The 25,645-nt window shown below is 34.9% G+C and carries 20 protein-coding genes; 12 read left to right on the top strand and 8 right to left on the bottom strand.

The genetic code is table 11. From position 1 onward, the window contains the following. Genes K7G79_RS02085 through nagB form a run of 3 tightly spaced genes read left to right on the top strand, consistent with a single transcriptional unit; the run spans position 1 to position 4,450 of the window. Entirely contained in the window at positions 1–1,065 is a 1,065-nt protein-coding gene (locus tag K7G79_RS02085) for a phosphotransferase enzyme family protein (protein ID WP_223548690.1), read from the top strand. A 49-nt stretch (positions 1,066–1,114) separates the two neighbouring features. Further along, the gene (locus K7G79_RS02080; RefSeq protein WP_223548689.1) at positions 1,115–2,482 is read left to right on the top strand and encodes a sugar MFS transporter; all 1,368 of its coding nucleotides are present in this window, start codon (positions 1,115–1,117) and stop codon (positions 2,480–2,482) included. Positions 2,483–2,521: 39 nt separating this feature from the next. Beyond that, positions 2,522–4,450, top strand: a complete 1,929-nt coding sequence (gene nagB, locus K7G79_RS02075; RefSeq protein ID WP_223548687.1) for a glucosamine-6-phosphate deaminase — start codon at positions 2,522–2,524, stop codon at positions 4,448–4,450. A gap of 188 nt (positions 4,451–4,638) precedes the next feature. Here nagB and K7G79_RS02070 read toward each other — a convergent pair whose 3' ends face one another. Both K7G79_RS02070 and hutH read right to left on the bottom strand, forming a co-directional pair. Continuing rightward, positions 4,639–6,636 carry a urocanate hydratase gene (locus K7G79_RS02070; RefSeq protein ID WP_223548685.1) on the bottom strand — a complete coding sequence of 666 codons (1,998 nt, stop codon included), beginning with the start codon at positions 6,634–6,636 and terminating at the stop codon, positions 4,639–4,641. A 3-nt stretch (positions 6,637–6,639) separates the two neighbouring features. Next, positions 6,640–8,139: a histidine ammonia-lyase gene (gene hutH / locus K7G79_RS02065; protein WP_223548683.1), complete on the bottom strand. Its 1,500-nt coding sequence runs from the start codon at positions 8,137–8,139 to the stop codon at positions 6,640–6,642. Positions 8,140–8,219: 80 nt separating this feature from the next. Here hutH and K7G79_RS02060 point away from each other — a divergent pair, with 80 nt between their 5' ends. From K7G79_RS02060 to era, 3 genes are all read left to right on the top strand, one after another. After that, entirely contained in the window at positions 8,220–9,110 is an 891-nt protein-coding gene (locus K7G79_RS02060; protein WP_223548682.1) for a LysR family transcriptional regulator, read from the top strand. Positions 9,111–9,170: 60 nt separating this feature from the next. Further along, positions 9,171–9,899, top strand: a complete 729-nt coding sequence (locus K7G79_RS02055) for an FKBP-type peptidyl-prolyl cis-trans isomerase (protein ID WP_223548680.1) — start codon at positions 9,171–9,173, stop codon at positions 9,897–9,899. Positions 9,900–10,068: 169 nt separating this feature from the next. Further along, a complete protein-coding gene (era, locus tag K7G79_RS02050; protein WP_223548678.1) occupies positions 10,069–10,950 on the top strand; it encodes a GTPase Era in 882 nt (293 codons plus the stop codon). Between the two features lie 9 nt (positions 10,951–10,959). Here era and K7G79_RS02045 read toward each other — a convergent pair whose 3' ends face one another. After that, positions 10,960–11,463: a GTP-binding protein gene (locus K7G79_RS02045; RefSeq protein WP_223548676.1), complete on the bottom strand. Its 504-nt coding sequence runs from the start codon at positions 11,461–11,463 to the stop codon at positions 10,960–10,962. Positions 11,464–11,539: 76 nt separating this feature from the next. Between K7G79_RS02045 and der the strand changes: the two genes are divergently transcribed. The 6 genes from der (at position 11,540) to K7G79_RS02015 (ending at position 22,304) form a co-directional block, all read left to right on the top strand. Then, positions 11,540–12,844, top strand: a complete 1,305-nt coding sequence (gene der, locus K7G79_RS02040) for a ribosome biogenesis GTPase Der (protein WP_223548674.1) — start codon at positions 11,540–11,542, stop codon at positions 12,842–12,844. Positions 12,845–12,971: 127 nt separating this feature from the next. Beyond that, on the top strand, positions 12,972–13,454 hold the full coding sequence (locus K7G79_RS02035; protein ID WP_223548672.1) for a gluconokinase: 483 nt from the start codon (positions 12,972–12,974) through the stop codon (positions 13,452–13,454). Further along, a complete protein-coding gene (gene gndA, locus K7G79_RS02030) occupies positions 13,447–14,850 on the top strand; it encodes an NADP-dependent phosphogluconate dehydrogenase (protein WP_223548670.1) in 1,404 nt (467 codons plus the stop codon). Before K7G79_RS02035 ends, gndA begins: the two co-directional genes overlap by 8 nt. Continuing rightward, positions 14,847–16,190, top strand: coding sequence for a GntP family permease (locus tag K7G79_RS02025; RefSeq protein WP_223548668.1), 1,344 nt, complete (start codon positions 14,847–14,849; stop codon positions 16,188–16,190). Before gndA ends, K7G79_RS02025 begins: the two co-directional genes overlap by 4 nt. 371 nt (positions 16,191–16,561) lie before the next feature. Further along, a complete protein-coding gene (locus K7G79_RS02020; RefSeq protein ID WP_223548666.1) occupies positions 16,562–19,309 on the top strand; it encodes an outer membrane beta-barrel protein in 2,748 nt (915 codons plus the stop codon). Positions 19,310–19,601: 292 nt separating this feature from the next. Next, a complete protein-coding gene (locus tag K7G79_RS02015; protein WP_370634178.1) occupies positions 19,602–22,304 on the top strand; it encodes an outer membrane beta-barrel protein in 2,703 nt (900 codons plus the stop codon). A 33-nt stretch (positions 22,305–22,337) separates the two neighbouring features. Here K7G79_RS02015 and K7G79_RS02010 read toward each other — a convergent pair whose 3' ends face one another. From K7G79_RS02010 to K7G79_RS01990, 5 genes are all read right to left on the bottom strand, one after another. Continuing rightward, on the bottom strand, positions 22,338–23,189 hold the full coding sequence (locus K7G79_RS02010; protein ID WP_223548662.1) for a YgcG family protein: 852 nt from the start codon (positions 23,187–23,189) through the stop codon (positions 22,338–22,340). A 7-nt stretch (positions 23,190–23,196) separates the two neighbouring features. Beyond that, positions 23,197–23,634, bottom strand: a complete 438-nt coding sequence (locus K7G79_RS02005) for a TPM domain-containing protein (RefSeq protein WP_223548660.1) — start codon at positions 23,632–23,634, stop codon at positions 23,197–23,199. Positions 23,635–23,639: 5 nt separating this feature from the next. Continuing rightward, positions 23,640–24,236 carry a LemA family protein gene (locus K7G79_RS02000; protein WP_223548658.1) on the bottom strand — a complete coding sequence of 199 codons (597 nt, stop codon included), beginning with the start codon at positions 24,234–24,236 and terminating at the stop codon, positions 23,640–23,642. 63 nt (positions 24,237–24,299) lie between these two features. Next, positions 24,300–24,629 carry a MerR family transcriptional regulator gene (locus tag K7G79_RS01995; RefSeq protein WP_223548657.1) on the bottom strand — a complete coding sequence of 110 codons (330 nt, stop codon included), beginning with the start codon at positions 24,627–24,629 and terminating at the stop codon, positions 24,300–24,302. Further along, positions 24,629–25,600, bottom strand: coding sequence for a M23 family metallopeptidase (locus K7G79_RS01990; protein ID WP_223548655.1), 972 nt, complete (start codon positions 25,598–25,600; stop codon positions 24,629–24,631). Before K7G79_RS01990 ends, K7G79_RS01995 begins: the two co-directional genes overlap by 1 nt. Positions 25,601–25,645: the final 45 nt, after the last annotated feature.

Genomic DNA, 25,645 nt, shown 5'->3' with positions numbered 1-25,645 from the left:
ATGACACAGGAAAAGCTTATATATATATTCAATCATTTTGATCATGCTTCAAAATATTCATCCCACAAAGAGTTGGCCTCTGGACATATAAACGATACATTTTTAATAGAAACAAAGGAGGAGCCTTTTTATATTCTTCAACGTATTAATCATAATGTTTTTAAAGATGTTCCGGGGTTAATTTTAAATAAGGTACTTGTAAGCAAACACATTAAAAATAAACTGTCACATTTACCTGAAGAAGCGCTTAAAAGACGTGTGCTAACCTTTATTCCAGCAAAGCATGGAGAATACTACTATAGGGATGAGGATGGTAATTTTTGGAATGTTATGGTGTACATTAAGGAGAGTGTTACTCATGAAATTGTAACCAACAAAGAAGTGGCGTATGAAGGCGGTAAGTTATCAGGAGATTTCCTTAACCTTACAAGTGATTTTGATGCTTCTGTTTTGACAGAGGTCATTCCAAAATTTCATGATATGTCTTTTCGTTTTTGGCAATTTGATGAAGCTCTAAAAAATGCTTCTGAAGAAAGAAAAGAAAAAGCCAAACTGTATTTAGATAAGGTTATTGAGCTTAAGGAAGAAATGCATATCCTACAAAACCTAAAGGAATTTGGTGAAATTAAAATAAGGGTCACACATAACGATACTAAAATTTCCAACGCTTTGTTCGATAAGGATAATAAAGGGCTTTGTATTATTGATACCGATACGGTAATGCCCGGGATTGTGCATTATGATTTTGGAGACGCCATAAGAACCATTTGTAATACCGCTGCCGAAGATGAAACCAATTTGGATTTGGTTACATTTAATGTGGAATTTTATGAAGCTTACAAAAAAGGGTTTTTAGAAAAAGTAGAATCGGCCTTAACTTCTTTAGAAATTAAGACGCTACCATTAGCGGCTAAGACCATGATTTTTATTATGGCCTTACGTTTTTTAACCGATTTTTTAAATAATGATGTATATTATAAAACCAAATATCCTGAACATAATTTAGATCGTGCCAAAAATCAATTTAAGTTAATTGATAGTATGGTGTCGCAAATGGATACATAATAGATTTAACTTTAAAAGCAATAATATCAACTAATTAAACCTTAAGATTATGACTCAAACGAAAAGTACCAACACTTTAATTCCAATGGTTATTTTAACCACTCTGTTTTTTATTTTTGGATTTGTAACTTGGTTAAATGGCCCTTTGATCCCATTTTTTAAGTTGGCTTGTGAATTAACTGAGTCACAATCATACTTTGTAACTTTTGCCTTTTACATTGCTTATTTTGTTATGGCTATACCATCTTCTTGGGTTATAGAAAAGGTAGGCTATAAAAATGGCTTATCATTAGGTTTAGTGGTCATATCCGTAGGAGCGTTTATGTTTTATCCAGCAGCGTCTGTAAGAACGTATGGCTTGTTTTTAGCAGCTTTGTTTATAATGGGTACGGGTTTGGCTTTATTACAAACAGCATCTAACCCTTATGTAGTGGTTATTGGACCTAGGGAAAGTGCAGCGGCTCGTATTAGTGTCTTAGGTATTGCTAATAAACTAGCGGGTTTTATTGCTCCGCTAGCATTAACGGCATTAGTATTGTCCAATATGTCGGACTATACTGCAGATAAAATAGAGGCTATGGACGCCGCAACCAAAACAGATGCATTAAATGCTTTAGCTTTACAATTGCAGACACCATACGTGTATATGGGATTAATTATTTTGGTTTTGGCTGTATTGCTTAAGTTTTCACCACTTCCAGAAATTAATCTTGATGAAGATGGCCATGTTCAAAACCAAAACTTCTTCAAACAATTAAAACAGGCATTAAAATTCCCTCAATTGGTTTTAGGTGTAATCACTCTAATGTTATATGTGGCAGCTGAAGTATTGGCAGGGGATTCTATTGGTAATTTTGGAAAACAGCTTGGAGTGTATGGTGAAAATGGTGATTTTTATTTGAAATTAACATCGTTTACTATGACCGCAATGGTGATAGGTTATGTTTTAGGGATTTTATTAATTCCTAAAAAAGTATCGCAAGTTACAGCACTAAAATTTTCGGGGATATCAGGTTTTATTATTGTTGCCCTTATTGTAATGATATCGCCAGAAATTATGGTTCAATTGCCAGGAATACCATCATTACCATTAGTGATTGTTTTAGTAGCTCTATTAGGATTGTCTAATGCTCTATGTTGGCCAGCAATTTGGCCTATGGCTTTAGAAGATTTAGGAGGGTATACAAAAGTAGGTAGTGCCTTGCTGATTATGGCTATTATTGGTGGAGCAGTATTTCCTTTAATTTATGGAGCATGGACAGATGCAATAAATATTGCTAATGAATCTGCAGGGAATTTAACGGAAACAACGAAAAGTGGAAATCAAATAGCTTATTTAATGTTAATGCCTATCTATTTAATGATAGCTTTTTATGCTTTTAAAGGGCATAAATATAGAAGTTGGTCAAAAAAATAAATACAACAAATACAATTAGAACCACAAATTACATTTAAAATGATTAAGAGTAGTACAGACAAAGCTACAGGTTTTGAAAAGCGATTTGAAAATATCAATACGGTAATTTTCGAAGATTCAAAAGCCGCAGCTGTAGAGGTTGCAAATGAAATTGCTACGTTAATAAAGGCAAAGCAAAAAAGCAATCAATCATGTGTTTTGGGCTTGGCAACAGGATCGACACCAAAAGGATTGTATTCAGAATTGGTGCGTTTACATAAAGAAGAAGGCTTGAGTTTTAAAAATGTAATTTCATTCAATTTGGATGAGTATTATCCGATGGAGCCAGATTCCGTAAATAGTTATGTTCGCTTTATGGAGGAGTTGTTGTTTAACCATGTGGATATTTTACCTGAAAATTATCATATCCCAGATGGTCAGCTTTCTAAGGAAGATATTGCAAACTATTGTGCTGAGTACGAGGCTAAAATTGAAGCGTTAGGAGGTATCGATCTGCAAATTCTTGGAATAGGGGGTAATGGTCATATCGGTTTTAACGAATCTGGATCTTTGCAAAATTCCAAAACACGACTGGTAGCCCTAGACCATATAACTAGAGTAGCTGCGAGTAAAGATTTTGGAGGCTTGACCCAAACACCAAGAACGGCAATTACACTTGGTGTTAAAAAAATAATGGAAGCAAAAAGGGTTATTTTGATGGCTTGGGGTGAACCTAAATCGGATATTATTAAAGCTTCTGCGGAAGGTCCAGTATCCAGCCAAGTACCGGCCTCATACTTGCAAGAACATAGTAATGCAGTATTTGTAATAGACAAGGCAGCCTCGTCAAAATTAACACGTATTAATACACCGTGGTTAGTTGAGAAAATTGAATGGACCGATAAAATGGTGAGAAAAGCGGTATTGGGTTTAGCGCTTAAATTGAAAAAACCTATTTTAATGCTTACCGATGCCGATTATATTGAAAATGGAATGAGTGATCTTTTGGCTGATTCAGGCCCAGCTTACGATATCAATATTAAGATTTTCAATCAAGTTCAGCATACCATAACAGGTTGGCCAGGAGGGAAGCCAAACTCAGATGATAGCAAGCGACCAGAACGGTCAGAGCCTGCTAAAAAACGTGTATTGCTTTTTAGTCCACATCCAGACGACGATATTATAAGTATGGGAGGAACCTTTATTAGGTTACATGAGCAAGGGCATGAGGTGCATGTGGCTTATCAAACCTCTGGGAATATAGCAGTTGCAGATGATGAAGCTTTGAGGTTTGCCAATTTTGTTATAGATTATAACGAGAAGTTTGGTATAAAAAGTGAGGAAGCAGAGAACATTTATGAAAAAGCTTTAGAGTTTCTTAAGAATAAGAAAAGTAGCGATATAGATATTCCTGAAGTGCGTTACATTAAAGGACTTATAAGAAAAGGCGAAGCTAGAGCTACAGCACATTTTGTGGGTTTACCTGACGAACGTATCCACTTTATGGAATTGCCGTTCTATGAGACCGGTACCATTGAGAAAAATCCAATAGGTGAGGAGGATATTAAAATTACCATGAACTTAATTGAAAAAGTAAAACCACATCAAATTTATGCCGCTGGAGATTTAGCAGACCCTCATGGAACACATAAGGTTTGTTTGGATTCTGTTTTTGAAGCTGTTAAACGATTAAAGCCTAAAAAGTTTATGGATGATTGCTGGTTGTGGCTTTACAGAGGTGCGTGGCAAGAATGGGGTATTGATGAAATAGAAATGGCAGTGCCAATGAGCCCAGACCAAGTATTGCAAAAACGTCACGGAATTTTTAAACACCAATCCCAAAAAGATGGTGTTGTGTTCCAAGGAACCGATAGCAGGGAGTTTTGGCAACGTGCCGAAGATAGAAACCGTGAAACAGCAGAATTATATAATCAATTAGGATTGGCACATTATGCAGCCATAGAGGCTTTTGTTAGGTGGCATTACTAGTGTGGTTAAAGTTTTGCTATGCCATACCTTTTCAATAAACAATATTGGGGTTCATTTTAAGTTATTAATTCCTTAAGACAGAACATTTAACTAAACTTGGGCTTGACGGTATGGTATAGCTTTTATGACTGATTAATTAAGCAACAAAGCCTACAAAATTTTGTAGGCTTTGTTTTTTTAATTCTATTTTAGAACAATTTTTCTAAAAGGTCGTCATCTACTATGTTGGGTAATGTTACCTTTAAATCGGGAGTGCGTTGCATCTCCCGTTTAATAGCAAAAAGCGCTTCTTTATTTCTCGCCCAGCTGCGTCTTGCTATGCCATTGTTTACATCATAAAAGAGCATGCTTTTTAAACGATTTTCAGCTGCCTTTGTGCCATCTAAAAGCATTCCAAAACCACCATTGATAACTTCACCCCAACCAACACCACCGCCATTGTGAATGGATACCCATGTTGCACCCCTAAAGCTGTCGCCTATCACATTTTGTATGGCCATATCGGCTGTAAATTGACTACCGTCATAAATGTTTGAAGTTTCTCTGTACGGGGAGTCTGTGCCACTCACATCATGATGGTCCCTGCCCAATACTACAGGTCCTATTTCACCATTTGCAATAGCATTGTTAAAGGCTTCAGCAATTTTTGAACGCCCTTCAGCATCAGCATATAGAATTCTGGCTTGGGAACCCACAACCATCTTGTTTTGCTTTGCATTCTTTATCCAAGTGATGTTGTCCTGCATTTGCAGTTGGATTTCTTCAGGAGCCTGTTCCATAATCTCTTGAAGTACGTTCATTGCAATTTCATCGGTTTTATCTAAATCTTCCGACTTTCCTGAAGTACAAACCCAGCGGAATGGTCCAAAGCCATAATCGAAGCACATAGGTCCCAAGATGTCCTGAACATAAGAAGGGTATTTAAAATCAATATTGTTTTCAGCCATGACATCTGCGCCTGCACGTGAGGCCTCTAATAAAAATGCGTTGCCATAATCGAAAAAATATGTGCCTCTTGCAGCGTGTTTGTTAATGGCGGCAGCATGTCTTCTTAATGACGCCTGTACATTTTCCTTAAATTCTTGTGGTGCTTCACGTATTAATCGATTAGCCTCTTCAAAAGACACATCAACGGGGTAGTAACCCCCTGTCCAAGGAATATGTAATGAAGTCTGGTCGGACCCTACATGAATAAAAATGCCTTCTTCATAAAACCGTTCCCAAACATCAACCACATTCCCTATATATGCTATAGATACCACTTCATTGTTCGATTGTGCTTCTTTGGTTCTGCTAATCAAATCCTCCATAGAGTTTACTAAAACATCAACCCATCCCTGTTCAAATCGTTTAGTGGCTGCTTTTTCATTCACTTCAGCACAAATGGTTATACACCCTGCTATGTTACCGGCTTTGGGTTGTGCGCCACTCATACCTCCCAATCCAGCGGTTAAGAATATTTTTCCAGCAGGGTTTTCATCCTTTTGTAATATTTTCCTAAAGGCATTCATAACCGTAATGGTTGTTCCATGAACAATTCCTTGTGGGCCAATATACATAAATGATCCAGCAGTCATCTGTCCATATTGTGTAACTCCTAGGGCATTGAATTTTTCCCAATCATCAGGCTGGGAGTAGTTTGGAATCATCATGCCATTGGTTACCACGACTCTTGGCGCATTTTCAGAAGAGGGAAACAATCCCATGGGATGACCAGAATACATGTGTAAAGTCTGTTCGTTGGTCATTGTTGCCAAATACTGCATGGCTAACAAGTACTGCGCCCAATTTTGAAATACAGCACCATTACCGCCATAGGTGATTAACTCTTCGGGATGTTGGGCTACGGCTGGATCCAAATTATTTTGGATCATAAGCATAATGGACGCTGCTTGTTTAGATTTAGCTGGGTAAGCTTCGATATCTCGAGCATACATGTCGTAATCAGGTTTGAATCGGTACATGTATATGCGTCCAAAATCGTTGAGTTCTTGGGCAAACTCTTCGGCTAAAATAGAATGCCATGCTTCTGGAAAATAGCGCAGCGCATTACGTATAGCCAATTGTTTTTCGGCTTTACTAAGGATGTCTTTTCTTTTTGGAGCCCTGTTAGAGTTTTTTGGATAAGGCTTTTTCTCGGGCAAGGTGTTGGGGATACCCTGTAAAATAATTTCTTTAAAAGTCATTGTTTAAGTTTTTGAAACGATAAGGGATTTGTTCTTAACAAGTGCTATCATAGCATCGATATCATGTTTTAATAGCCTATCTTCTTCTAGTTTATCCACTTTTTCACGAATAATGTCAAAGTTTGCTTCTAGTATGGCTGAAAATTTCAGAGGCCTTCTAAATTCCATAGCTTGTGTAGCGTACATAAGTTCTATGGCCAATATTTTTTCTAGGTTTTCCAATATCTGATTAAATTTTCGCCCCGAAATACTACCCATAGATACATGGTCTTCTTGGCCTAAAGAGGTTGGAATGCTATCGGCTGAAGGTGGAAAGCATAACGATTTGTTCTCGGTTACCAATGCGGCTGTGGTGTATTGGGGGATCATAAAGCCTGAATTTAAACCACCGCCAGTTGTTAATAACCTAGGCAGGCCAAACTTGCCCTCTATAAGCAGGTAGCTGCGCCTATCTGAAATATTTCCCAGTTCAGAAGCAGCGATTGAGGTGTAATCCAATGCCATGGCTAAGGGTTGTCCGTGGAAATTTCCACCAGAAATAGCAACGGTATCACTTAAAACAATCGGGTTGTCTGTTACCGAGTTCATTTCTATTTCAGCCAGCTCCTTTAAGTGGTAATACGCATTTCTAGAGGCTCCATGTACTTGGGGGATACACCGCATCGAATATGGATCTTGTACTCGTTCGCAATTTTCGTGCGACATGATGTTTTCTGAATTTTCGAAAAGCATGCGCATGCGTTCGGCAACTTTTAAACTGCCTTTAAATGGACGAATATTATGCAAAGCTTCCTTAAAGGGTGATGCACTACCCTTATATCCTTCAATACTCATGGCTCCGGCCAAATCGGCTAAATCCAATAGATAATTCATTTTATTAAGCCCCATAATGGCGTGCGCTAAAATAAATTGGGTACCATTAATAAGTGCTAAGCCTTCTTTGGCTTTAAGTTGTATAGGGTTTAAACGGTGTTCTTTAAGTATTTGTTTAGCAGATACAATACTGTTCTCTATCCAAAATTCGCCTTCACCAATAAGAGGTAAAAATAGATGCGATAGTGGAGCTAAGTCACCAGATGCCCCTACCGAACCTTGTTCAGGAACTACTGGAATTAAATCGTGCTCTATAAAATAAACAATGCGTTCTATGACCTCCAAACGAATACCAGAATAACCTTGACATAAAGCATGTACTTTACATATCATCATAAGTTTTGAAAGCTCCTTTTTTATAGGAGAACCAACACCTACTGCATGGGTAATTAATAGATTTTCTTGTAATTTACTGGTTTCCTCTGGGGTTATTTGAACGTCACATAGAGGTCCAAAGCCAGTATTGATTCCATAGACCGCTTTGTTAGAGCTTGCCATGGTTTCAACCATCTTTCTACAACCGTTAACTTTCTCAATGGCATGAGGTGTTATTGATGCCATCATATTACCACTACAAATGGCAATAGCTTTGTTTGTTGTAAGTGTGTCTATTCCGTATTTAAAGGCCATATGATAAAATAATTTGATTGTTACAAAGTTATTAGTATTTTTAATTCAAAATAATACTATTTTATTATTAATTAATAACTATGGGTAATCAATTAGAAATTCGACATTTAAAATATTTTTTGGCTGTAGCAGAAGAATTGCATTATAGAAAAGCGGCCGAACGACTATATATTTCGCAACCTGGATTGAGTAGGCAGATCAAGCAAATGGAAGAGGATTTGCAACTACAGTTGTTTTCTAGAAACAACAGAAAGGTGGAATTAACGAAGGCTGGAGCCTATCTCAAAACAGAAATAGTGAGGAACCTTAAAAACTTAGACAATATAATTGAACACGCTAAGCTTTTACATGATGGTGTTGAAGGAAATTTAAAGATGGGGTACGTAGGATCTGCAATGCAGAAAATTATACCAAACTTGCTATTAAAGCTCAAGGAAGTGTACCCTAATACTGTATTTTCACTTAACGAAATGAACAATCAAAAGCAAATAGATGCCCTGTTAGCAGAAGATATAGATGTTGGTTTCGTGCGATTGGATAGGGTACCTGAGCGTATAGCTATAAAACCTGTATTAATAGAAAATTTTTGTTTGGTTTTGCCCAAAGCACATCCTATTGAGGAGAATAACTTTAGCTCTATTAAACAATTAGAAAATGATTCGTTTATTTTATTCGATCCCAATTATAGCATAAGTTATTATGAAAAGGTCATGCGCATTTTTGATGATGCCGGATTTTCACCAACAGTTACGCATAATACAATACATGCAGGCTCAATCTATAAACTGGTAGAAAATAACTTTGGGGTGTCTATTGTGCCCCGTTCTTTACAGGTAGAACATATAAAAGGGGTAAAATTTATTGAATTAAAACAAGTGCCACATAAAACAACATTGTCTTTTGTGTGGAATAAGGATAATAGAAATCCTATTTTAAAACAGTTTCTTAAGAATATTATAAATAAGATGTAATCCCCTTGATTATTAATAAATTTTGCTACTTTTGGCTACCAATTAAAAAATATTGATAAAATGAAAGTTATAAAATTATTAAGTGTACTATTAATTGCATCTACAATAGTTTCTTGTGGTAAAAAAGCTTATACTAAAGCGGACTTGAAAACAGAATTAGATTCAGTAAGTTATGCCATTGGTATGGATGTGGGAAAAAATGTTCAAATGAGTTTTGATGAAATAAATAATGATTTGTTTATTGAAGGTTATTTAAACACATTAGACTCTGCAGATGTATTGATAGATGAGATAATGGCTAAAGGGATAGTTGAAAGTTTTTTTCAGAAGAATAGAGAGAAAATAATGAAGAAACGCCAAGAGGAAGCTGCAAAAAAAGCAGAAGAAAAATATGCTGAAGTAAAAAAGGCCAGTGAAAAGTTTTTGGAAGATAATGTGGCCAATAACCCAGATGTTTTAACTACTGATAGTGGTTTACAATATATTGTTATGAAAGAGGGAACAGGTAAGCAACCTACCGAGACTTCTAAAGTAAAGGTTCACTATCATGGAACTTTAATTGATGGAACAGTATTCGATAGCTCGGTTGAGAGAGATCAGCCAACTACCTTTGGTGTCAACCAAGTTATTAAAGGTTGGACTGAGGGACTTCAATTAATGAAAGAAGGTGCTAAATTTAAATTCTTTATTCCCCAAGAATTGGCTTATGGAGCTACACCAAGGGGTGGAAAAATCAAGCCATTTGATGCTTTGATTTTTGAAGTGGAACTATTGCAAGTATTAGATTAATTATTGATCTTATAAATAAGTGCAAAAGGCAGGAAGTTTAATTTCCTGCCTTTTGCATTTAAAAAGGTTGTAGTTTTGCATTTAGTAATAATTAAGTTAAAGGTTACTTTTAATAATGTAAGCTATACATCTCCAATAACCATTAACTTTTAACGGAATAATTTAAAGCATGTCTCATAAAGCAGGTTTTGTAAATATTATTGGGAATCCAAATGTGGGTAAGTCAACCCTAATGAATGCTATCGTAGGAGAGAAATTGTCAATCATTACTTCTAAAGCCCAGACTACCAGGCATCGCATTCTTGGAATTGTTAATGGAGATAATTTTCAAGTGGTATTTAGTGATACTCCAGGGATTATTAAGCCCGCTTATGAGTTGCAGGAATCTATGATGGACTTTGTGAAATCGGCTTTTGAAGATGCCGATATTCTAATCTATATGGTTGAAATAGGAGAGCAGCAGCTTAAAGATGAAGCGTTTTTTAATAAAATTAAGCATTCAAAGATTCCTGTTTTATTATTGCTAAATAAGATTGATAAATCCAATCAAGAGGAATTGGAGAGCCAAGTCCAGCTTTGGGCTGGAAAAGTACCTAATGCAGAAGTTATTCCAATATCTGCTTTAGAAGGGTTTCATATAAAAGAAGTGTTTGATAGGATTATTGAATTATTACCTGAATCACCTCCGTTTTATCCAAAGGATCAGTTGACAGATAAGCCTGAGCGTTTTTTTATAAATGAAACTATTCGTGAAAAAATTCTTTTACATTACAAAAAGGAAATACCTTATGCTGTAGAAGTTGAAACTGAGGAGTTTTTAGAAGAGGACAAGATTATTAGGGTGCGCTCTGTAATTATGGTAGAACGCGACACACAAAAAGGGATCATTATTGGACATAAAGGAAGTGCCCTAAAGCGTGTTGGAGTGGAGGCTAGAAAAGACTTAGAACAATTTTTTGGTAAGCAAATCCATTTAGAGATCTACGTTAAAGTCAATAAAAATTGGAGAAGTAATCAAAACCAACTAAAGCGATTTGGGTACAATCAATAACTTTTTAGATTAGTGATTTTTTGGTTTTAAAATGCTATTCATGAAGTTATGGAGTTCATGCATTTCATTCTTACTGGAATCCTTACCTATTCTACCTCCAAAATACAATACAAACCAAATAACCACCATTAGGAGCATTAGGCTTAATTGTATGGCATAACTAGTATTTAAAGCCCAATTGGTATATGCCCAAATGCCAAAAGCAATAAAAAAACCAGCTACCATAAAATGTAGAAACATAAATAGGGTCCAAACGGTTGGATTAGGGCCAAATAAGCCATAAAGCAAACAGGAATTTGTATCCACTTCATTAATTTCCAAATGCAATTGGGGAGACCAAAAATGTTGTTTGTGTTTTGGGAATTTTATAAAAACATGGTCGTCAATTCTATTAATTATAAAATAGGATTGCGTGGTTTTGGCTTGTTCAAAATCATTTAAAACGGATTCATTGTTGCGTGGAATTTCGAATTTAAACCGAGGTCTTAAAACAATGTCGTTAGGTATTTCCATGTTGTAAAATTTTCAAAGGTAAATTAGTGTTTTTTCTTTGATTTTAAACCTTACCTTTGCAAACAATTAAAAGGATATGAGTCGTATAGTTGCTATTGTAGGTAGGCCTAATGTAGGTAAGTCAACATTTTTTAATCGGTTAATCCAAAAACGAGAGGCTATAGTTGATGCAGTAAGTGGTGTTACTAGAGACCGTCATTATGGAAAAAGTGATTGGAACGGTAAGGAGTTTTCTTTAATCGATACCGGTGGCTATGTGGTAGGTAGTGACGATATTTTTGAAGCAGAAATCGATAAGCAGGTAGAATTGGCGATCGATGAAGCCGATGCCATTATTTTTATGGTAGATGTTGAAAGTGGTGTTACGGGAATGGATGAGGATGTTGCTAATTTACTTCGTAAAGTGGATAAACCCGTTTTTTTAGTAGTAAATAAGGTCGATAATGCCAAACGCGCTGAAGATGCTGTGGAGTTTTATGCCCTTGGCTTAGGAGAATATTATACCATTGCAAGTATTAATGGCAGTGGTACTGGAGAATTGTTGGATGCTTTGGTTGAAGTGTTGCCCGAAAAAGAGGATGTCGAGGAAGAAGAACTGCCGCGTTTTGCTGTGGTGGGACGTCCCAATGCAGGAAAGTCATCTTTTATCAACGCCTTGATAGGAGAGGATCGCTATATTGTAACAGATATAGCAGGAACCACAAGAGATGCCATAGATACAAAGTATAACCGTTTTGGATTTGAGTTTAATTTGGTAGATACTGCTGGAATTAGAAGAAAATCCAAAGTAAAGGAAGATCTGGAATTTTACTCGGTAATGCGCAGTATTCGTGCCATTGAGCATTGTGATGTGTGCTTGTTGGTTTTAGACGCTACTCGTGGTTTCGATGGCCAGGTACAAAACATTTTTTGGTTAGCTGAGCGCAACCGAAAGGGTATTGTTATTTTAGTAAATAAATGGGATTTGGTCGAAAAAGACCATAAGTCGGTTAAGGATTATGAAAAAGTAATCCGAAAACAAATAGAACCATTTACCGATGTGCCTATCCTGTTTATTTCTGCATTGACCAAACAACGTATTTATAAAGCCATAGAAACAGCTGTTGAGATTTATAAAAATCGTTCTAAAAAAATTAAAACAAGTAAACTTAATGAGGTGTTATTGCCCATAATTGAACATTATCCACCACCAGCATATAAAGGCAAGTTTGTAAAAATAAAATATATAATGCAATTGCCTACCCCGCAACCACAATTTGCTTTTTTTTGTAACCTTCCCCAGTATATTAAAGAACCCTATAAACGCTTTTTAGAGAATAAACTACGTGAACATTTTGGGTTTAATGGAGTGCCTGTTAGTGTTTATATGAGAAAAAAATAATAGATTTTTTTATACTTTTATATTTTATACATAAGTCAATTTGAAAATTGACTATGATGTTTATAAAACGATTTTTTGAATCAAAAGTTCAAGAATCAGCTTTTTTTAAAACTGAATAAATTTTCCAATGATAATAATAATGGGCGTTAGCGGTTGTGGAAAAACGACCATTGGTCTGGCTTTGTCCAAGCAATTGGATTTACCCTATTATGATGCCGATGATTTTCACTCCCAAGTGAATATTGAAAAAATGAAAAATGCCATACCACTTAATGACCAAGACCGGAAACCTTGGTTGGAAACTTTGGCAAAAAACATTAAAATATGGAACGAACAAGGTGGTGGGGTATTGTCCTGTTCGGCATTAAAGGAATCTTATCGACAGATATTGTCTTTGGATAACAATATTACTTGGGTGTATTTAAAAGGGACATTTAAATTGATACAGTCCCGATTGGAACAGCGGGAAGGCCACTATATGACTTCAGCTTTGTTACACTCGCAATTTGAAGTGCTTGAGGAACCCAATTATGGGCTGCATATTAATATTGATGCAACACCAGAACTGCTTGTTTCAAAAATTATATCTAAATTGAAAGCCTATGGATAAAACTGAATTTGGGATTGTTGGACTAGGGGTTATGGGTAAAAGCCTAAGCTTGAATATGGCCGAAAAGGGATTTAAGATTTCAGTGTATAATCGCAGTGGCGGTGATGAGGTTCAAGTAGTCTCAGATTTTATAAAAGAAAACCAAAAGGGTTATACTATTTTAGGTTTTACAGATCTTCAAGAATTTGTAATGTCCCTTAAACAACCTAGAAAAATCCTACTTATGGTTAAAGCTGGAGATGTTGTGGATAGGGTTATTGAACAATTAATCCCTTTATTGTCTAAAGAAGATATTATTATCGATGGTGGCAACTCATACTTTAAGGATACCCAAAAGCGTTTCGAAGCACTAAAAGACTCACTCATTCATTTTATAGGTTGTGGTATTTCAGGAGGTAAGGAAGGTGCTAGAAAAGGTCCATCTATTATGCCTGGTGGTAGTATGGGAAGCTACAAGAAAGTGGCCAATATTCTAGAATCCATTGCCGCAAAAGATAATGATGGTAAGCCGTGTTGTGTATATGTAGGTGATGATGGAGCAGGACACTTTATCAAGATGGTACATAACGGAATAGAATATGCCGAAATGCAACTTTTGGCCGAACTGTATGCTCTAATGTCAAAGACTATGGACAATGAAGCTATAGCTAAAGTCTTTTTTAATTGGAGCCAAGGTGATCTATCGGGATATTTAATTGAAATTACTATAGATATTCTTAAGAAAAAGGAAGGTAAGTCCTACCTTTTAGATGTTATACTTGATAGTGCTGGTAATAAAGGTACTGGCAATTGGTCCAGTAAAGAGGCATTAGATTTAGGTATTCCAGCAAGTCTAATGGTGTCTGCCGTTTTTGCACGTTACTTGTCTTCTTTTAAACAGGAAAGAGTACAGTTGTCAGCTCAGCTTGGTTTGAAAAGAGATATAACACAAAAATTAGATATTGGAATTTTGGAAAGGGCCTATCGATTTGCCCGAATTATAAATCACCATCAAGGGTTTCAACTCATTGCAGAAGCGTCAAAAAATTATGGGTGGCAGATAAACTTTCCGGAAATTGCTAGGATTTGGACTAATGGTTGCATAATTAAATCACAATTTATGGAAGATATTGCCACATATTTCAAAACTACTCCCAGTCTTTTGTCGAACAAGCATATTTTTGAAATATTAAAATCATCTGAAGCCTCTTGCTTAGATGCTCTGCAATATGCTCTTGCAAACCGTATACCGTCAGATGGGTTTTGGACAGCTTATAATTATTGGATAGGTATGACCACGGCGCAATTGCCGGCCAACTTAATCCAGGCCCAACGCGATTATTTTGGTGCACATACCTATAAGCGTAAAGATAAACCGTTAGGTTTGTCGTTTCATTCAAATTGGAAAACATCATGATGGATTTTACCATTCTTTCAGCTGTATTAGTAGGTATAGCTGTTTTGCTTTTATTAATTTTACGGTTTAAGCTACAGGCTTTCATAGCTTTACTTATTGCCAGTATTGTTGTGGGGGTTATCGCCGGTATGCAACCCTATGCTATTATTAATACTATGCAGGAAGGCATGGCCAATACACTTGGGTTTGTAGCTGTGGTAGTAGGTTTGGGGGCTATGTTTGGAGCTGTTTTGGAACATAGCGGAGGTGCAGAAGCTCTTGCAAACTACTTGCTAAAAAAATTTGGAGAAAAAAGAGCGTCTTCGGCTTTAATGCTGACAGGTTTTTTTGTGGCCATTCCTGTTTTTTTTGATGTGGCCTTTATTATTTTGGTGCCGTTAATCTACTCATTACAGCGTAAAACCAAGAAATCATTACTGCTCTATGGTATCCCGCTTTTAGCAGGGTTAGCGGTTACCCATGCTTTTATACCACCCACGCCTGGACCTGTAGCAGTAGCTGATATTTTAAAAGCCGATTTAGGTTGGGTTATTACTTTTGGAGCATTGGTAGGGTTTCCCGCTGCTATAGTTAGCGGGCCTGTTTTTGGAAAATATATTGCTAAAAAAATCCATGTAGAGGCACCTGCTTTGGATAGTGTTTTTTTGCCAAAAGAGAAATATCCAGCTGTAGGATTGATTTTATCCATTATAGGGATTCCTATAGTATTGATAGTCTTAAATACATTGTTGAATAGTCCATTAACTAATAATATCAATATTTCCCAAACCTTAAGGTCATGGATGAAAATGATTGGACATCCGTTTTCAGCATTAATTATTGCTAATTTGATAGCTTGGTATGTATTGGGTGTAGCTAGGGGCGTTAGCAATTCGGAGTTGTTAAAAATTACAACAAAATCAATGGCGCCGGCCGGAATTATTATTTTGCTTACAGGTGCTGGTGGGGTGTTTAAACAAATGCTGATTAACACTAAAGCAGGTGAAATGATAGCCAATTACTTTGCAGAGCAAGGTGTAAGTATCTTTCTATTTGCTTTTTTGGCGGCAGTTTTTGTTCGGATTTTGCAAGGTTCGTCCACAGTGGCCATGATTACTGCCGCAGGACTAACGGCACCATTGCTAACTTTGGGTATAAGTGAGTTAGATAAGGCATTGTTGGTAATTGCCATTGCTTCCGGGGCTTCTATATTATCCCATGTAAACGACAGTGGCTTCTGGTTGGTAAGTAAATATTTGGGGATTAATGAGCGGCAAACCTTTAGAAGCTGGACCCTAATGACCACAATTTTGTCCTTGGTTGGTTTTGGAGTTGTTTGTGTATTATCGGTTGTGATATAATGCATTTTTATTGAACCCAAATAGTGTTAGATATTAAAAAATAATTTGGGTACAGGTTTTTACCTGAAAAATTATAAGAGTATTAAGCTAGCGTTACTTTTCCATTTTAAAATCTCTAAGCAACGTTATTTTTGACTAGAAAATTAACTCCGTGATAATTTTGGATTTATAGGGCCTATAAGCGTGTATAGGCGAAAGAAATAACATTTCTTTGCAATAGTTTATATATTCTTTAAGAAAAATCATACCAATTGAGCTTAATCTTAGTTCTAATTTGTTTTTGTTGTAGTAATTTACGGCATGAATTTTGTTGCAATTACAACAAATTAAAATAGCTCATCATTAATCAATTAACTAACCAACAACAAAAAATGAAGAAGCTCTACTTATTTGTAGGGCTTTTTAGCACACTATTTTCTTTTGCGCAATCAAAACCATTTAAAATCTCAGGAACTTTAATTGATAAAGAAATCAAAACCCCAGTAGAGTCTGCCACTGTTTATTTAGAACAGGTTAAGGACAGTAGCTTAATAACCTATACCATTAGCAACAAAATTGGGAAGTTTACTTTAGAAGGAAGCACACACTACAAACAAGCTGTATTAAATATTTCTTATTTAGGCTATAAAACAATTTCGAAACAACTCAACTTTACAGGAAAGCCCATACTGTTAGACTCTATTTTTTTAGAAGAAAATCATAATCTTTTAAATGAGGTACTTGTTAAGTCCAGAGCACCAATAACCATAAAAAAAGACACGATAGAGTTTAATGTAAAATCGTTTAGAACAAAAATGGATGCCAATGTTGAAGATTTATTAAAGGTGCTTCCAGGAGTTGAAGTGGATGTTAATGGCGGTATAAAAGTAAATGGAAAAGTGGTAAATAAAATACTGGTAAATGGTAAGCCTTTTTTTAATAACGACCTCACAATTGCTACCCGAAATTTAAATAAAGATATGATTGAAAAGGTGCAGATTTCTGATACAAAAACAGATATTGAAGCTTTTACAGGAGAAAAAGCAAAGTCTGATGCTAAAACAATTAACTTAACCGTTAAAAAGGAAAATAGTAGAAGTGTTTTTGGAAGATTAGCAGTTGGCGGTGGTACAGATGAGCGTTATGAACTTGCTGGAATGTTTAATAGTTTTAATGATAAACAACGTATTAGTGTTTTAGGAGGAGGTAATAATATTAACTCGCCTGGATTTAGCTTTGGAAGTGTAGGTAGAATGGCAAGGGGTGGCTCTCAAGGGATTCTTACATCTAAAAATGCGGGGATTAATTATGTGGATAAATATGGAAAAGCTACCGATGTTTCAAGCGATTATTTTTATTCTAGGAGTGATTCAGAAAATAAAGCAACCGCTAATACAGAATATATATTACCAGATACACGCTTTTTTACCAAGTCGGGTTCAAGTTCAATAAATTATAATGACAATCATCGGGTTAACTCAGAATTTAAATTAGAAACAGATAACAATATATTGGTAACGGTAAAGCCATCATACAATGTTAGTAATTCTAACGCCATCTATAATAGCAAAGAAAAATCGAGAGACGACAATAATGTACTGACAAATGAAGCGAATGCATCATCCTTTGGAGATACCAAAACAACTAATTTCAGTAATAATTTTACTTTTATAAAACGCTTAAAAAAAGAAGGGCGTTTTATTATGATTCGTTTAAACAACGATATTGGAACCTCATCATCTAATACTTTATTTAATTCTAACACACTATTTTATGATGAAAATACTTCAGATCCAACCAATCCTGTTATATCTGATGAAATTGTTAGAGACCAATTAAGAGTTGGAGATTCAAAAACAAATAATACACTTATGAGTATTGGTTACAGTCGTATTCCTATTAGTAAACATTTAGGTTTTAATTTATCTTACAGATATTTAAATAATAAAAGTGAGAATAAATTGAGTTCTTTTAATAAAGACACCAATAACAGCTATACAGTTCTTGATGCCGATTTAAGCACAAATTTTAAATATAAAGATGAGAGTAATCAAGTTGGTTTAAATTTTGAGTATGAAAAGGATAAGTTATACTTTTCTTTTCAACCCATTTATACTTTAAGAACTTTAAGTAGCGCTGATGCACTACGACCAGTATTAAATAATAAATTTAATTTTAATAATTTTGAATATTACAACCATTTCATGTATACCTTTAGTAAACAATCTAAATTGGATTTAAGGTATACTATGCTTAATAGTGCTCCAGAACCATCACAGTTGCAAGCTTTTGAAAATATTTTAAACCCATTAAATAGGGTGATAGGAAACCCCTATTTAAAATTAACCAATAACCATGAAGTAAAGCTTTCTTATAATAATTTTGTAGTACAAAAAAATGCAGGTATCAATGCAGGTGTTACAGCAAATTTTTACAACAATCAAGTAATCTCTAAATCTACCATAGATGAAGATTTGATAAGAACAACAACTTTTGAAAATATAAAAGGCAATTATAATATAAGCGCCAATGTCGGTTATCATAAGCGTGTTAAGTTAGATAGCTTAAAATTACTTAGTTTACAATTAGATATTGGGTCGAGTATTAAAAGAAATGTAAATTTTAACAATGAGGTTAAATATTCAAGCACTGTAAAAACTATCTCACCAATTCTGGGCTTAATTTTTTATTGGACAGATGTCATGATGTTTTATCCTTTTTATAGATTATCATTTACCAATAATTCATACGATTTACAAGGGTTTAATGATGAGGCGTTTGCCTTTCATTCATTTAACTTACATACGCAAACTACTTTTTATAAAAAACTTCAATTTAGCAACAATGTGTCTTACAGTTATAACCCAAATATTGCTGATGGTTTTCAAAAAAGTGCTTGGTTTTGGAATGCTACTTTAGGATATTCTGTTTTTAAAGATAAGGGTGTTATATCTATTAAAGCTAACGATATACTTAAGCAAAATACCAATGCACGTCGTATAGCAACAGCTAATTATATTCAAGATTCGCAAAGCACTGTGTTACAACAATATTTTATGTTAAGCTTTAGTTGGAAGTTTAATTCGGCTAAAGTCAAAAGTGGTCACAGTGTACCACCACTACCACCTACTGCGTATTGATTTTTATAAGTTATTTTTTTTATGTTATTTCTTAAAAATAACATTTTCTTACAAAATTTTAAGTTTTATTTAAGATAAGCATTTGAGTATTCAGGTACTTTTGCAGACTCAAATAAGGAAGGTGTTAAAGTTTTCCTAATGCGCGTAAAGGCTTTAAGCTTTTTTTAAAAATAGTGGTCTTATAAAAAGATTAATCAAATTTAATTTAATGAAATACTTTTTTTTCTTTTTAATGTTATCGAGCACATTATTTTCTTTCAGTCAATCAAAACCATTTAAAATCTCAGGAACTTTGATTACGCAAGACGAGAATATACCTCTTGAAGCGGCTACCGTTTATTTGGAGCGAGTTAAAGATAGTTCGGTAGTTAGCTATACTATCACCGATAAGAATGGCAAATTTACATTAGAAGACAAAACTTATGACGCTAACTTAAACTTGTATATCTCTTATATAGGCTTTAAAACCTATAAAAAGAATATTCTCATAGACTCTAAACCTATTGATTTAAAAGTAATAAATCTTGAAAGTGAAACAAATGTATTGGATGAGATTGTTATTCGATCTAGAGCCCCAATTACTATAAAAAAAGACACTTTAGAGTTTAATGTAAAATCCTTTAAAACAAAAAAAGATGCAAATGTAGAAGATTTGTTAAAACAATTACCAGGTGTAGAGGTAGACCAAGACGGTAAAATAACAGTTAATGGAAAAGACGTTAATAAGATATTGGTAAACGGAAAGCCATTTTTTGGTAACGATCCTACAATTACAACTAGAAATTTAAGTAAAGAGATTGTTGAAAAAATACAGGTAATCGACACAAAAACAAGAGCGCAAGCTTTTACAGGAGAAGAGGTAAATTCAGAAAATAAAACCATTAATCTTACCATTAAAAAAGAAAATAATAAAGGTGTTTTTGCTAGAATTGTCACGGGTGCTGGTACAGATAAACGCTATGAGCTAGCAGGTATGTTTAATCGTTTTAATAATAACCAGCGTATTAGTGTATTGGCTGGAGGTAATAATACAAATTCTCCTGGTTTTAGTTTTGGAGAAATAAGACAAATGTTTGGTGGTGGTAATTCTGGAGGGTCATATCGAGTAAGAGGGCGCTCATTTGCGGGAGGAGAGGGTATAACAACATCCAAAACATCTGGTATTAATTATGCCGATAAATATGGTGACAAGGTCGATGTTTCAGGTGATTATTTTTATTCCGGTAGTGATTCAAATAATGAGTCGTCAACATATAGAGAGAATATTTTGGCCGATACGCGATTTTTTACGGAATCTAATTCTAAATCATCTAGTACGAGCGATAATCACAAAGTTAACTCTCAGTTTGAAATTAGGTTAGATTCTACTTTATTTATAAGTATTGAGCCGTCATTTAATTTTGTTAAAACTAAAACTACATCTGAAAGAAGTGAGGAATCTATTAATGTTGATAGGTTTTTAACCAACGAGTCTAGTTCATCATCTTTCGTTGAGAATGATGCTAAAAGTTTTAATAATGAGTTTAGTATTACAAAACGTTATGGAAATAAAGGTGGATTTATTCGTGTAAATTTAAATAATGAGATAAGCAATTCTGATTCGAATGATTTTTTAGAATCAACAACAATAATTTATAATAAAAACCCTTCAGATCCTAATAATCCTAACATTTCACAAGAAATTGTTAGAGACCAATTTAGAGATGGGACTAACAAAACAAAAAACCTGTCAACAGAGTTAACCTATAGACTCCCTATTAAGAGTAAAGAGTTGTTTTTAGACTTCAGTTATAGCTACGTTAATAATAATAGAGAAAATGAGCTAAGTTCTTTCAATCGTGATATAGGAGGAGATTATACGGTTTTTGATACAGATTTAAGTACCGATTTTAAATATAAAGATAGAAGAAGTACACCTGGTGTAAAATTATCGTTTAAAAATAAGAAACTTTCAACGGGTTTTAATGTGAGTTATATTATTAGAACTTTAGAGAATGAAGATTTATTAAGGCCAGCCTTTAATATAAAGCGTAGATTTGAGGACTTACAATATGATAGTTCTTTTAGGTATAATTTTAGTGCTAAAACATCTTTAAGCGCCAATTATTCATTAAATAACACACCGCCTCAATTAATGCAGTTACAGGCATTTGAAAATATAACTAATCCGCTTAATACGGTAATTGGAAACCCTAATTTAGAGCCTTCAAATAGACATCGCGTGTCGGTGCGTTACAGAAGTTTCGATTTTCAAAAAAGATCAGGTTTTTTTGGTAGAATATCTTCTAATTTTAATAATAATCAAGTCATAGCTAAATCAACGATAGATGAAGATTTAGTTAGAAGAACAACCTTTGAAAATGTTGATGGCAATTATGATGTTAGTGCAATGGCATTTTACCGTAAAAGAGTTAAGTTAGATAGTTTAAGAAACCTTAGCATTGGAGGAGGTATGAGGTCTAGCATAAATAAAAATGTTAATTTTAATAATGCTGTAAAGTATTCAAGCAAAGTTAAAACCCTTGGTCCAAGTCTTAATTTAGAGTTTGAATGGCTAAATGTAATGATGATAAGACCAGAATATCAATTGTCATTTACAAATAATTCTTATGACTTAGAGGCGTTTGAAGACGAAGAGTTTGTTTTTCATTCATTTAATTTAAGTACAGCGACATTTTTACCTAAAAATTTTGAATGGCGAAATGACATATCCTACAGTTATAACCCAAATATAGCAGATGGATTTCAAAAAAGTGCCTGGTTTTGGAATGCTACTTTAGCCTATTCCGTTTTAAAAGATAAAGCAATTGTAACTTTAAAGGCTTACGATTTATTGGACCAAAATACTAATGCGCGCCGTATTGCTACAGCTAATTATATTGAAGATTCTCAAAGCATGGTATTACAACAATATTTTATGTTAAGTTTTAGCTGGAAGTTTAATAGTTTGGGCAGTAAAGGCGAAGTGCGTGAAAGAGGTTTTCATAGGTTTTAAATGTAAGAGTTTAAGATACATTTTTTGAGTGTTTTACCAACTTCCTCCAGCACCACCACCCGAGAAGCCGCCACCACCAAAACCGCCACCAAAGCCACCACCACCCGAGAAGCCGCCACCTGAATTTCCCCAGCCACTATTTCCTCTACCCGAAGAGCGGCCCATGTTACTGAGTATTATCATATCCCAGATATCTAAACCGTTAGACTTTCCTCCACGGTTCCCACCTTTTCCACCACTGTGTCTGTTTTTTGAAATGGATATAAGGATGATGATAAAAATAATAATTAACATCATGATAAAGCCAATAGGCAATCCATCGTTATTCCCACTTTGTTTTCTGCTTCCTTGGTATTCGCCATTGAGTAATTGAAAAATGGTATCAGCACCTTTGCTAAGGCCATTATAATAATCTCCTTTTTTAAATTCGGGAATAATCACCTTTCTAATTACTTCTCCCGTTATACCTGCCGTAAGTTTATGCTCTACACCATAACCTGGAGCGATCCAAATTTTGCGATCGTCTTTTGCCAATAATATGAATATACCGTTATCTTCTTTGGCCTGTCCCACACCCCATGTATGTCCCCAACGAGGTGCTAACAAACCAATATTCTCGCCTTTTGTTGTAGAAATAATAGCAACAACAATTTGTGTAGAAGTAGTATCAGAATATTTAATTAATTTGTTTTCCAGGTTATTTCTTTCTGAGGCTGATAATAAGTCAACATAGTCATAAACACTGGTTTGAAAATCTGGTTTTTCTGGAATCTCAAATTGAGCAAAAGCACTTTTAAATGAAGATAGGCTAAAAATAAAAGCAACGACTAAAACTTTAGTGCTTGTCTTAAAATATTTAATAGTGTTTATCTTTAAATGCCCCATTTAAGTATTAGCCTTTTGAAATGTCGTTAGGTAATTCATTGGAGTCATCATGGTGCCAAGGAAAGTGTTTCTCTAGCTCTTGTCCAGCTTTTAAAATGCCCTCAACCAAGCCTTGTTTAAAATGCCCTTGTTTAAAATGGGCTTGTATTATGTCTTTGGTGCTATCCCAAAAATTATTGGGTACCACTTCGTTTATGCCTTTGTCACCGCAGATTACAAAGGTTTTGTCTTCTATGGCAACGTATATAAGTACACCGTTTTGATATTTGGTATTGTCCATTTTTAAATAATGAAATACTTCTAGGGCACGATTATAGGTGTTGCCTTTGGCTGTTTTTTCAATATGTACACGTATTTCACCCGAGGTGTTTTTTTCGGCTATTCTAATGGATTCTATGATTTCCTGTTCTTCTTTTTCAGAAAGAAAATCTTCTATTTTGGACATGATTTTTATTTAAAGTCGAATTCTACATCTACAGGTTTATCAGCTCCAGCTTCAGAATCGAAATATGGTTTTTCATCAAAGTTTAAAATTCCTGCCAATATTGTGTTTGGAAATGTATTAACATGAACATTATAGGGTTTTATAGCTTCATTGTAACGTGTTCTGGCTGTTTGGATTGTGTTTTCGGTGCTGGTGAGTTCGTCTTGCAGTTTTAAAAAATTCTGATTGGTTTTTAAATCAGGATAACGTTCAACAGTGACTAAAAGACTTTTTAAAGCGCCGCTCAAACCACCTTGAACTTGGTTGTATTGTGCCAATTGCTCTGGGGTTATATTGTTGGGGTCAATACTAATGGAAGTCGCTTTGGCACGGGCTTCAATAACTTCGGTTAACGTCTTGCGTTCAAAATCGGCGGCACCTTGCACGGTTTTTACTAAATTACCTATAAGGTCATTTCTGCGCTGGTAGGCCGTTTGGACATTGCCCCATGCTTCCTTAACGTTTTCATTTAATGTAACGGCAGTATTATTGAATCCTTTTCCCCAGGTATAAAGACCTAAAGCAATGATGCCTATAATGATCCAAGGTAGAAACTTTTTCATAAATAATTATTTTTTTAATGTTTTTAAATATTCCAACAATAAGTTGTCAATAAACCTAAAACGTTACAAATGCTCCTTAATTTTTATCAGTTGGTTTTTAATGCCTTCAAGTTTACTAATAATTTCAAAGTTATTAAGCGTTTCCTTTTTTTCTTCCTTTAAATGTATTTTGGCGCCTTCCAAAGTAAACCCTCGCTCTTTTACCAAATAAAAAATAAACTTTAGATTTTCTATGTCCTCGGGAGTAAATTTTCGGTTGCCTTTAGCATTCTTTTTTGGTTTTAGTACATCAAACTCCTTCTCCCAAAAACGAATCAATGAAGTGTTCACATTAAATGCCTTGGCTACTTCACCAATACTATAATAACGTTTTTCAGGAAGTTCTATGTACATTAGTCTAAAGATTGGTTTTCTAATGAGGCGTTTTCTAATAATTCTGCATATTCCTCGGCGGTTAGACTGCCGTAGTAAAAGTTTATTGGGTTAATGCGTTTACCATCCTTAAATATTTCATAATGCAAATGAGGTGCTTGCGAACGTCCCGTACTGCCAACAAAACCAATAAGGTCACCACGTTTCACTTTTTGATTTTGTTTAACATTATACTTATACAAATGTGCATACAAGCTCATGTAACCATAACCATGGTCTATGCGAATGTGTTTTCCATATCCAGTAGCTCTAGCATCCGCTCTAACCACTATACCATCGCCGGTAGCATAAATAGGCGTTCCACGTGGCGCAGTAAAGTCCATGCCCCAATGCATTTTCCTGGCTTTTGTGAAAGGGTCAGAACGCATACCGTACCCTGAAGCCATTCGAGTTAGATTTTTATTGTTTACAGGTTGTATGGCAGGAATAGCTGCCAATAATTTTTCTTTTTCTTCAGCCAATTTTGCAATCTCATCCAATGATTTGGATTGGACAACAATTTGTTTTTGAAGGATATCCAGTCGCTTACTGCTTTCTGTAATCAGTTTGGAATTATCGTAGCCTTCCAATTGTTTGTATCGGTTAATACCACCAAAACCAGCTTTTCTTTGTTCTTCTGGAATAGGGTTAGCTTCAAAATATACCCGGTAAATATTATTATCCCGGTCTTCAATATTGGCTAAAACGGCTTCGGCATGTTCCATTTTTTTGTTCAGAATACCGTATTGTAGCTGCATATTCTGTAACTCTCTTTTTAAGGCTCGTTCTTTAGGCGATTCTACATATTGACTGGCAATGAAGACAAAGATAAATCCAAAAATAGCCGAAGCCAAAATAAACATGGCGGCGTATTTAAAAGTGGTTCTTTTTTTACGTTCAATTTTTCTATATGAAAGCGATTCTGGATCGTAGTAATATTTTACCTTACTCATTACCTAAATTATAGTACTTTTGCATTCAATTAAAACAATTTTTAT

This window comes from Aestuariivivens sp. NBU2969 (genome assembly GCF_019931125.1).
Taxonomy (GTDB): Bacteria; Bacteroidota; Bacteroidia; order Flavobacteriales; family Flavobacteriaceae; genus Aestuariivivens; species Aestuariivivens marinum.
The sequence above is the reverse complement of the archived record's forward strand: the minus strand, read 5'-3'. Positions and strand labels throughout refer to the sequence as shown.

What these genes read in the sequence shown, in the direction of transcription:
- K7G79_RS02085 (WP_223548690.1), top strand. Translation starts at nt 1, where the DNA reads ATGACACAGGAAAAGCTTATATATATATTCAATCATTTTGATCATGCT.
- K7G79_RS02080 (WP_223548689.1), top strand. Translation starts at nt 1,115, where the DNA reads ATGACTCAAACGAAAAGTACCAACACTTTAATTCCAATGGTTATTTTA.
- nagB (WP_223548687.1), top strand. Translation starts at nt 2,522, where the DNA reads ATGATTAAGAGTAGTACAGACAAAGCTACAGGTTTTGAAAAGCGATTT.
- K7G79_RS02070 (WP_223548685.1), bottom strand. Translation starts at nt 6,636, where the DNA reads ATGACTTTTAAAGAAATTATTTTACAGGGTATCCCCAACACCTTGCCC.
- hutH (WP_223548683.1), bottom strand. Translation starts at nt 8,139, where the DNA reads ATGGCCTTTAAATACGGAATAGACACACTTACAACAAACAAAGCTATT.
- K7G79_RS02060 (WP_223548682.1), top strand. Translation starts at nt 8,220, where the DNA reads ATGGGTAATCAATTAGAAATTCGACATTTAAAATATTTTTTGGCTGTA.
- K7G79_RS02055 (WP_223548680.1), top strand. Translation starts at nt 9,171, where the DNA reads ATGAAAGTTATAAAATTATTAAGTGTACTATTAATTGCATCTACAATA.
- era (WP_223548678.1), top strand. Translation starts at nt 10,069, where the DNA reads ATGTCTCATAAAGCAGGTTTTGTAAATATTATTGGGAATCCAAATGTG.
- K7G79_RS02045 (WP_223548676.1), bottom strand. Translation starts at nt 11,463, where the DNA reads ATGGAAATACCTAACGACATTGTTTTAAGACCTCGGTTTAAATTCGAA.
- der (WP_223548674.1), top strand. Translation starts at nt 11,540, where the DNA reads ATGAGTCGTATAGTTGCTATTGTAGGTAGGCCTAATGTAGGTAAGTCA.
- K7G79_RS02035 (WP_223548672.1), top strand. Translation starts at nt 12,972, where the DNA reads ATGATAATAATAATGGGCGTTAGCGGTTGTGGAAAAACGACCATTGGT.
- gndA (WP_223548670.1), top strand. Translation starts at nt 13,447, where the DNA reads ATGGATAAAACTGAATTTGGGATTGTTGGACTAGGGGTTATGGGTAAA.
- K7G79_RS02025 (WP_223548668.1), top strand. Translation starts at nt 14,847, where the DNA reads ATGATGGATTTTACCATTCTTTCAGCTGTATTAGTAGGTATAGCTGTT.
- K7G79_RS02020 (WP_223548666.1), top strand. Translation starts at nt 16,562, where the DNA reads ATGAAGAAGCTCTACTTATTTGTAGGGCTTTTTAGCACACTATTTTCT.
- K7G79_RS02010 (WP_223548662.1), bottom strand. Translation starts at nt 23,189, where the DNA reads ATGGGGCATTTAAAGATAAACACTATTAAATATTTTAAGACAAGCACT.
- K7G79_RS02005 (WP_223548660.1), bottom strand. Translation starts at nt 23,634, where the DNA reads ATGTCCAAAATAGAAGATTTTCTTTCTGAAAAAGAAGAACAGGAAATC.
- K7G79_RS02000 (WP_223548658.1), bottom strand. Translation starts at nt 24,236, where the DNA reads ATGAAAAAGTTTCTACCTTGGATCATTATAGGCATCATTGCTTTAGGT.
- K7G79_RS01995 (WP_223548657.1), bottom strand. Translation starts at nt 24,629, where the DNA reads ATGTACATAGAACTTCCTGAAAAACGTTATTATAGTATTGGTGAAGTA.
- K7G79_RS01990 (WP_223548655.1), bottom strand. Translation starts at nt 25,600, where the DNA reads ATGAGTAAGGTAAAATATTACTACGATCCAGAATCGCTTTCATATAGA.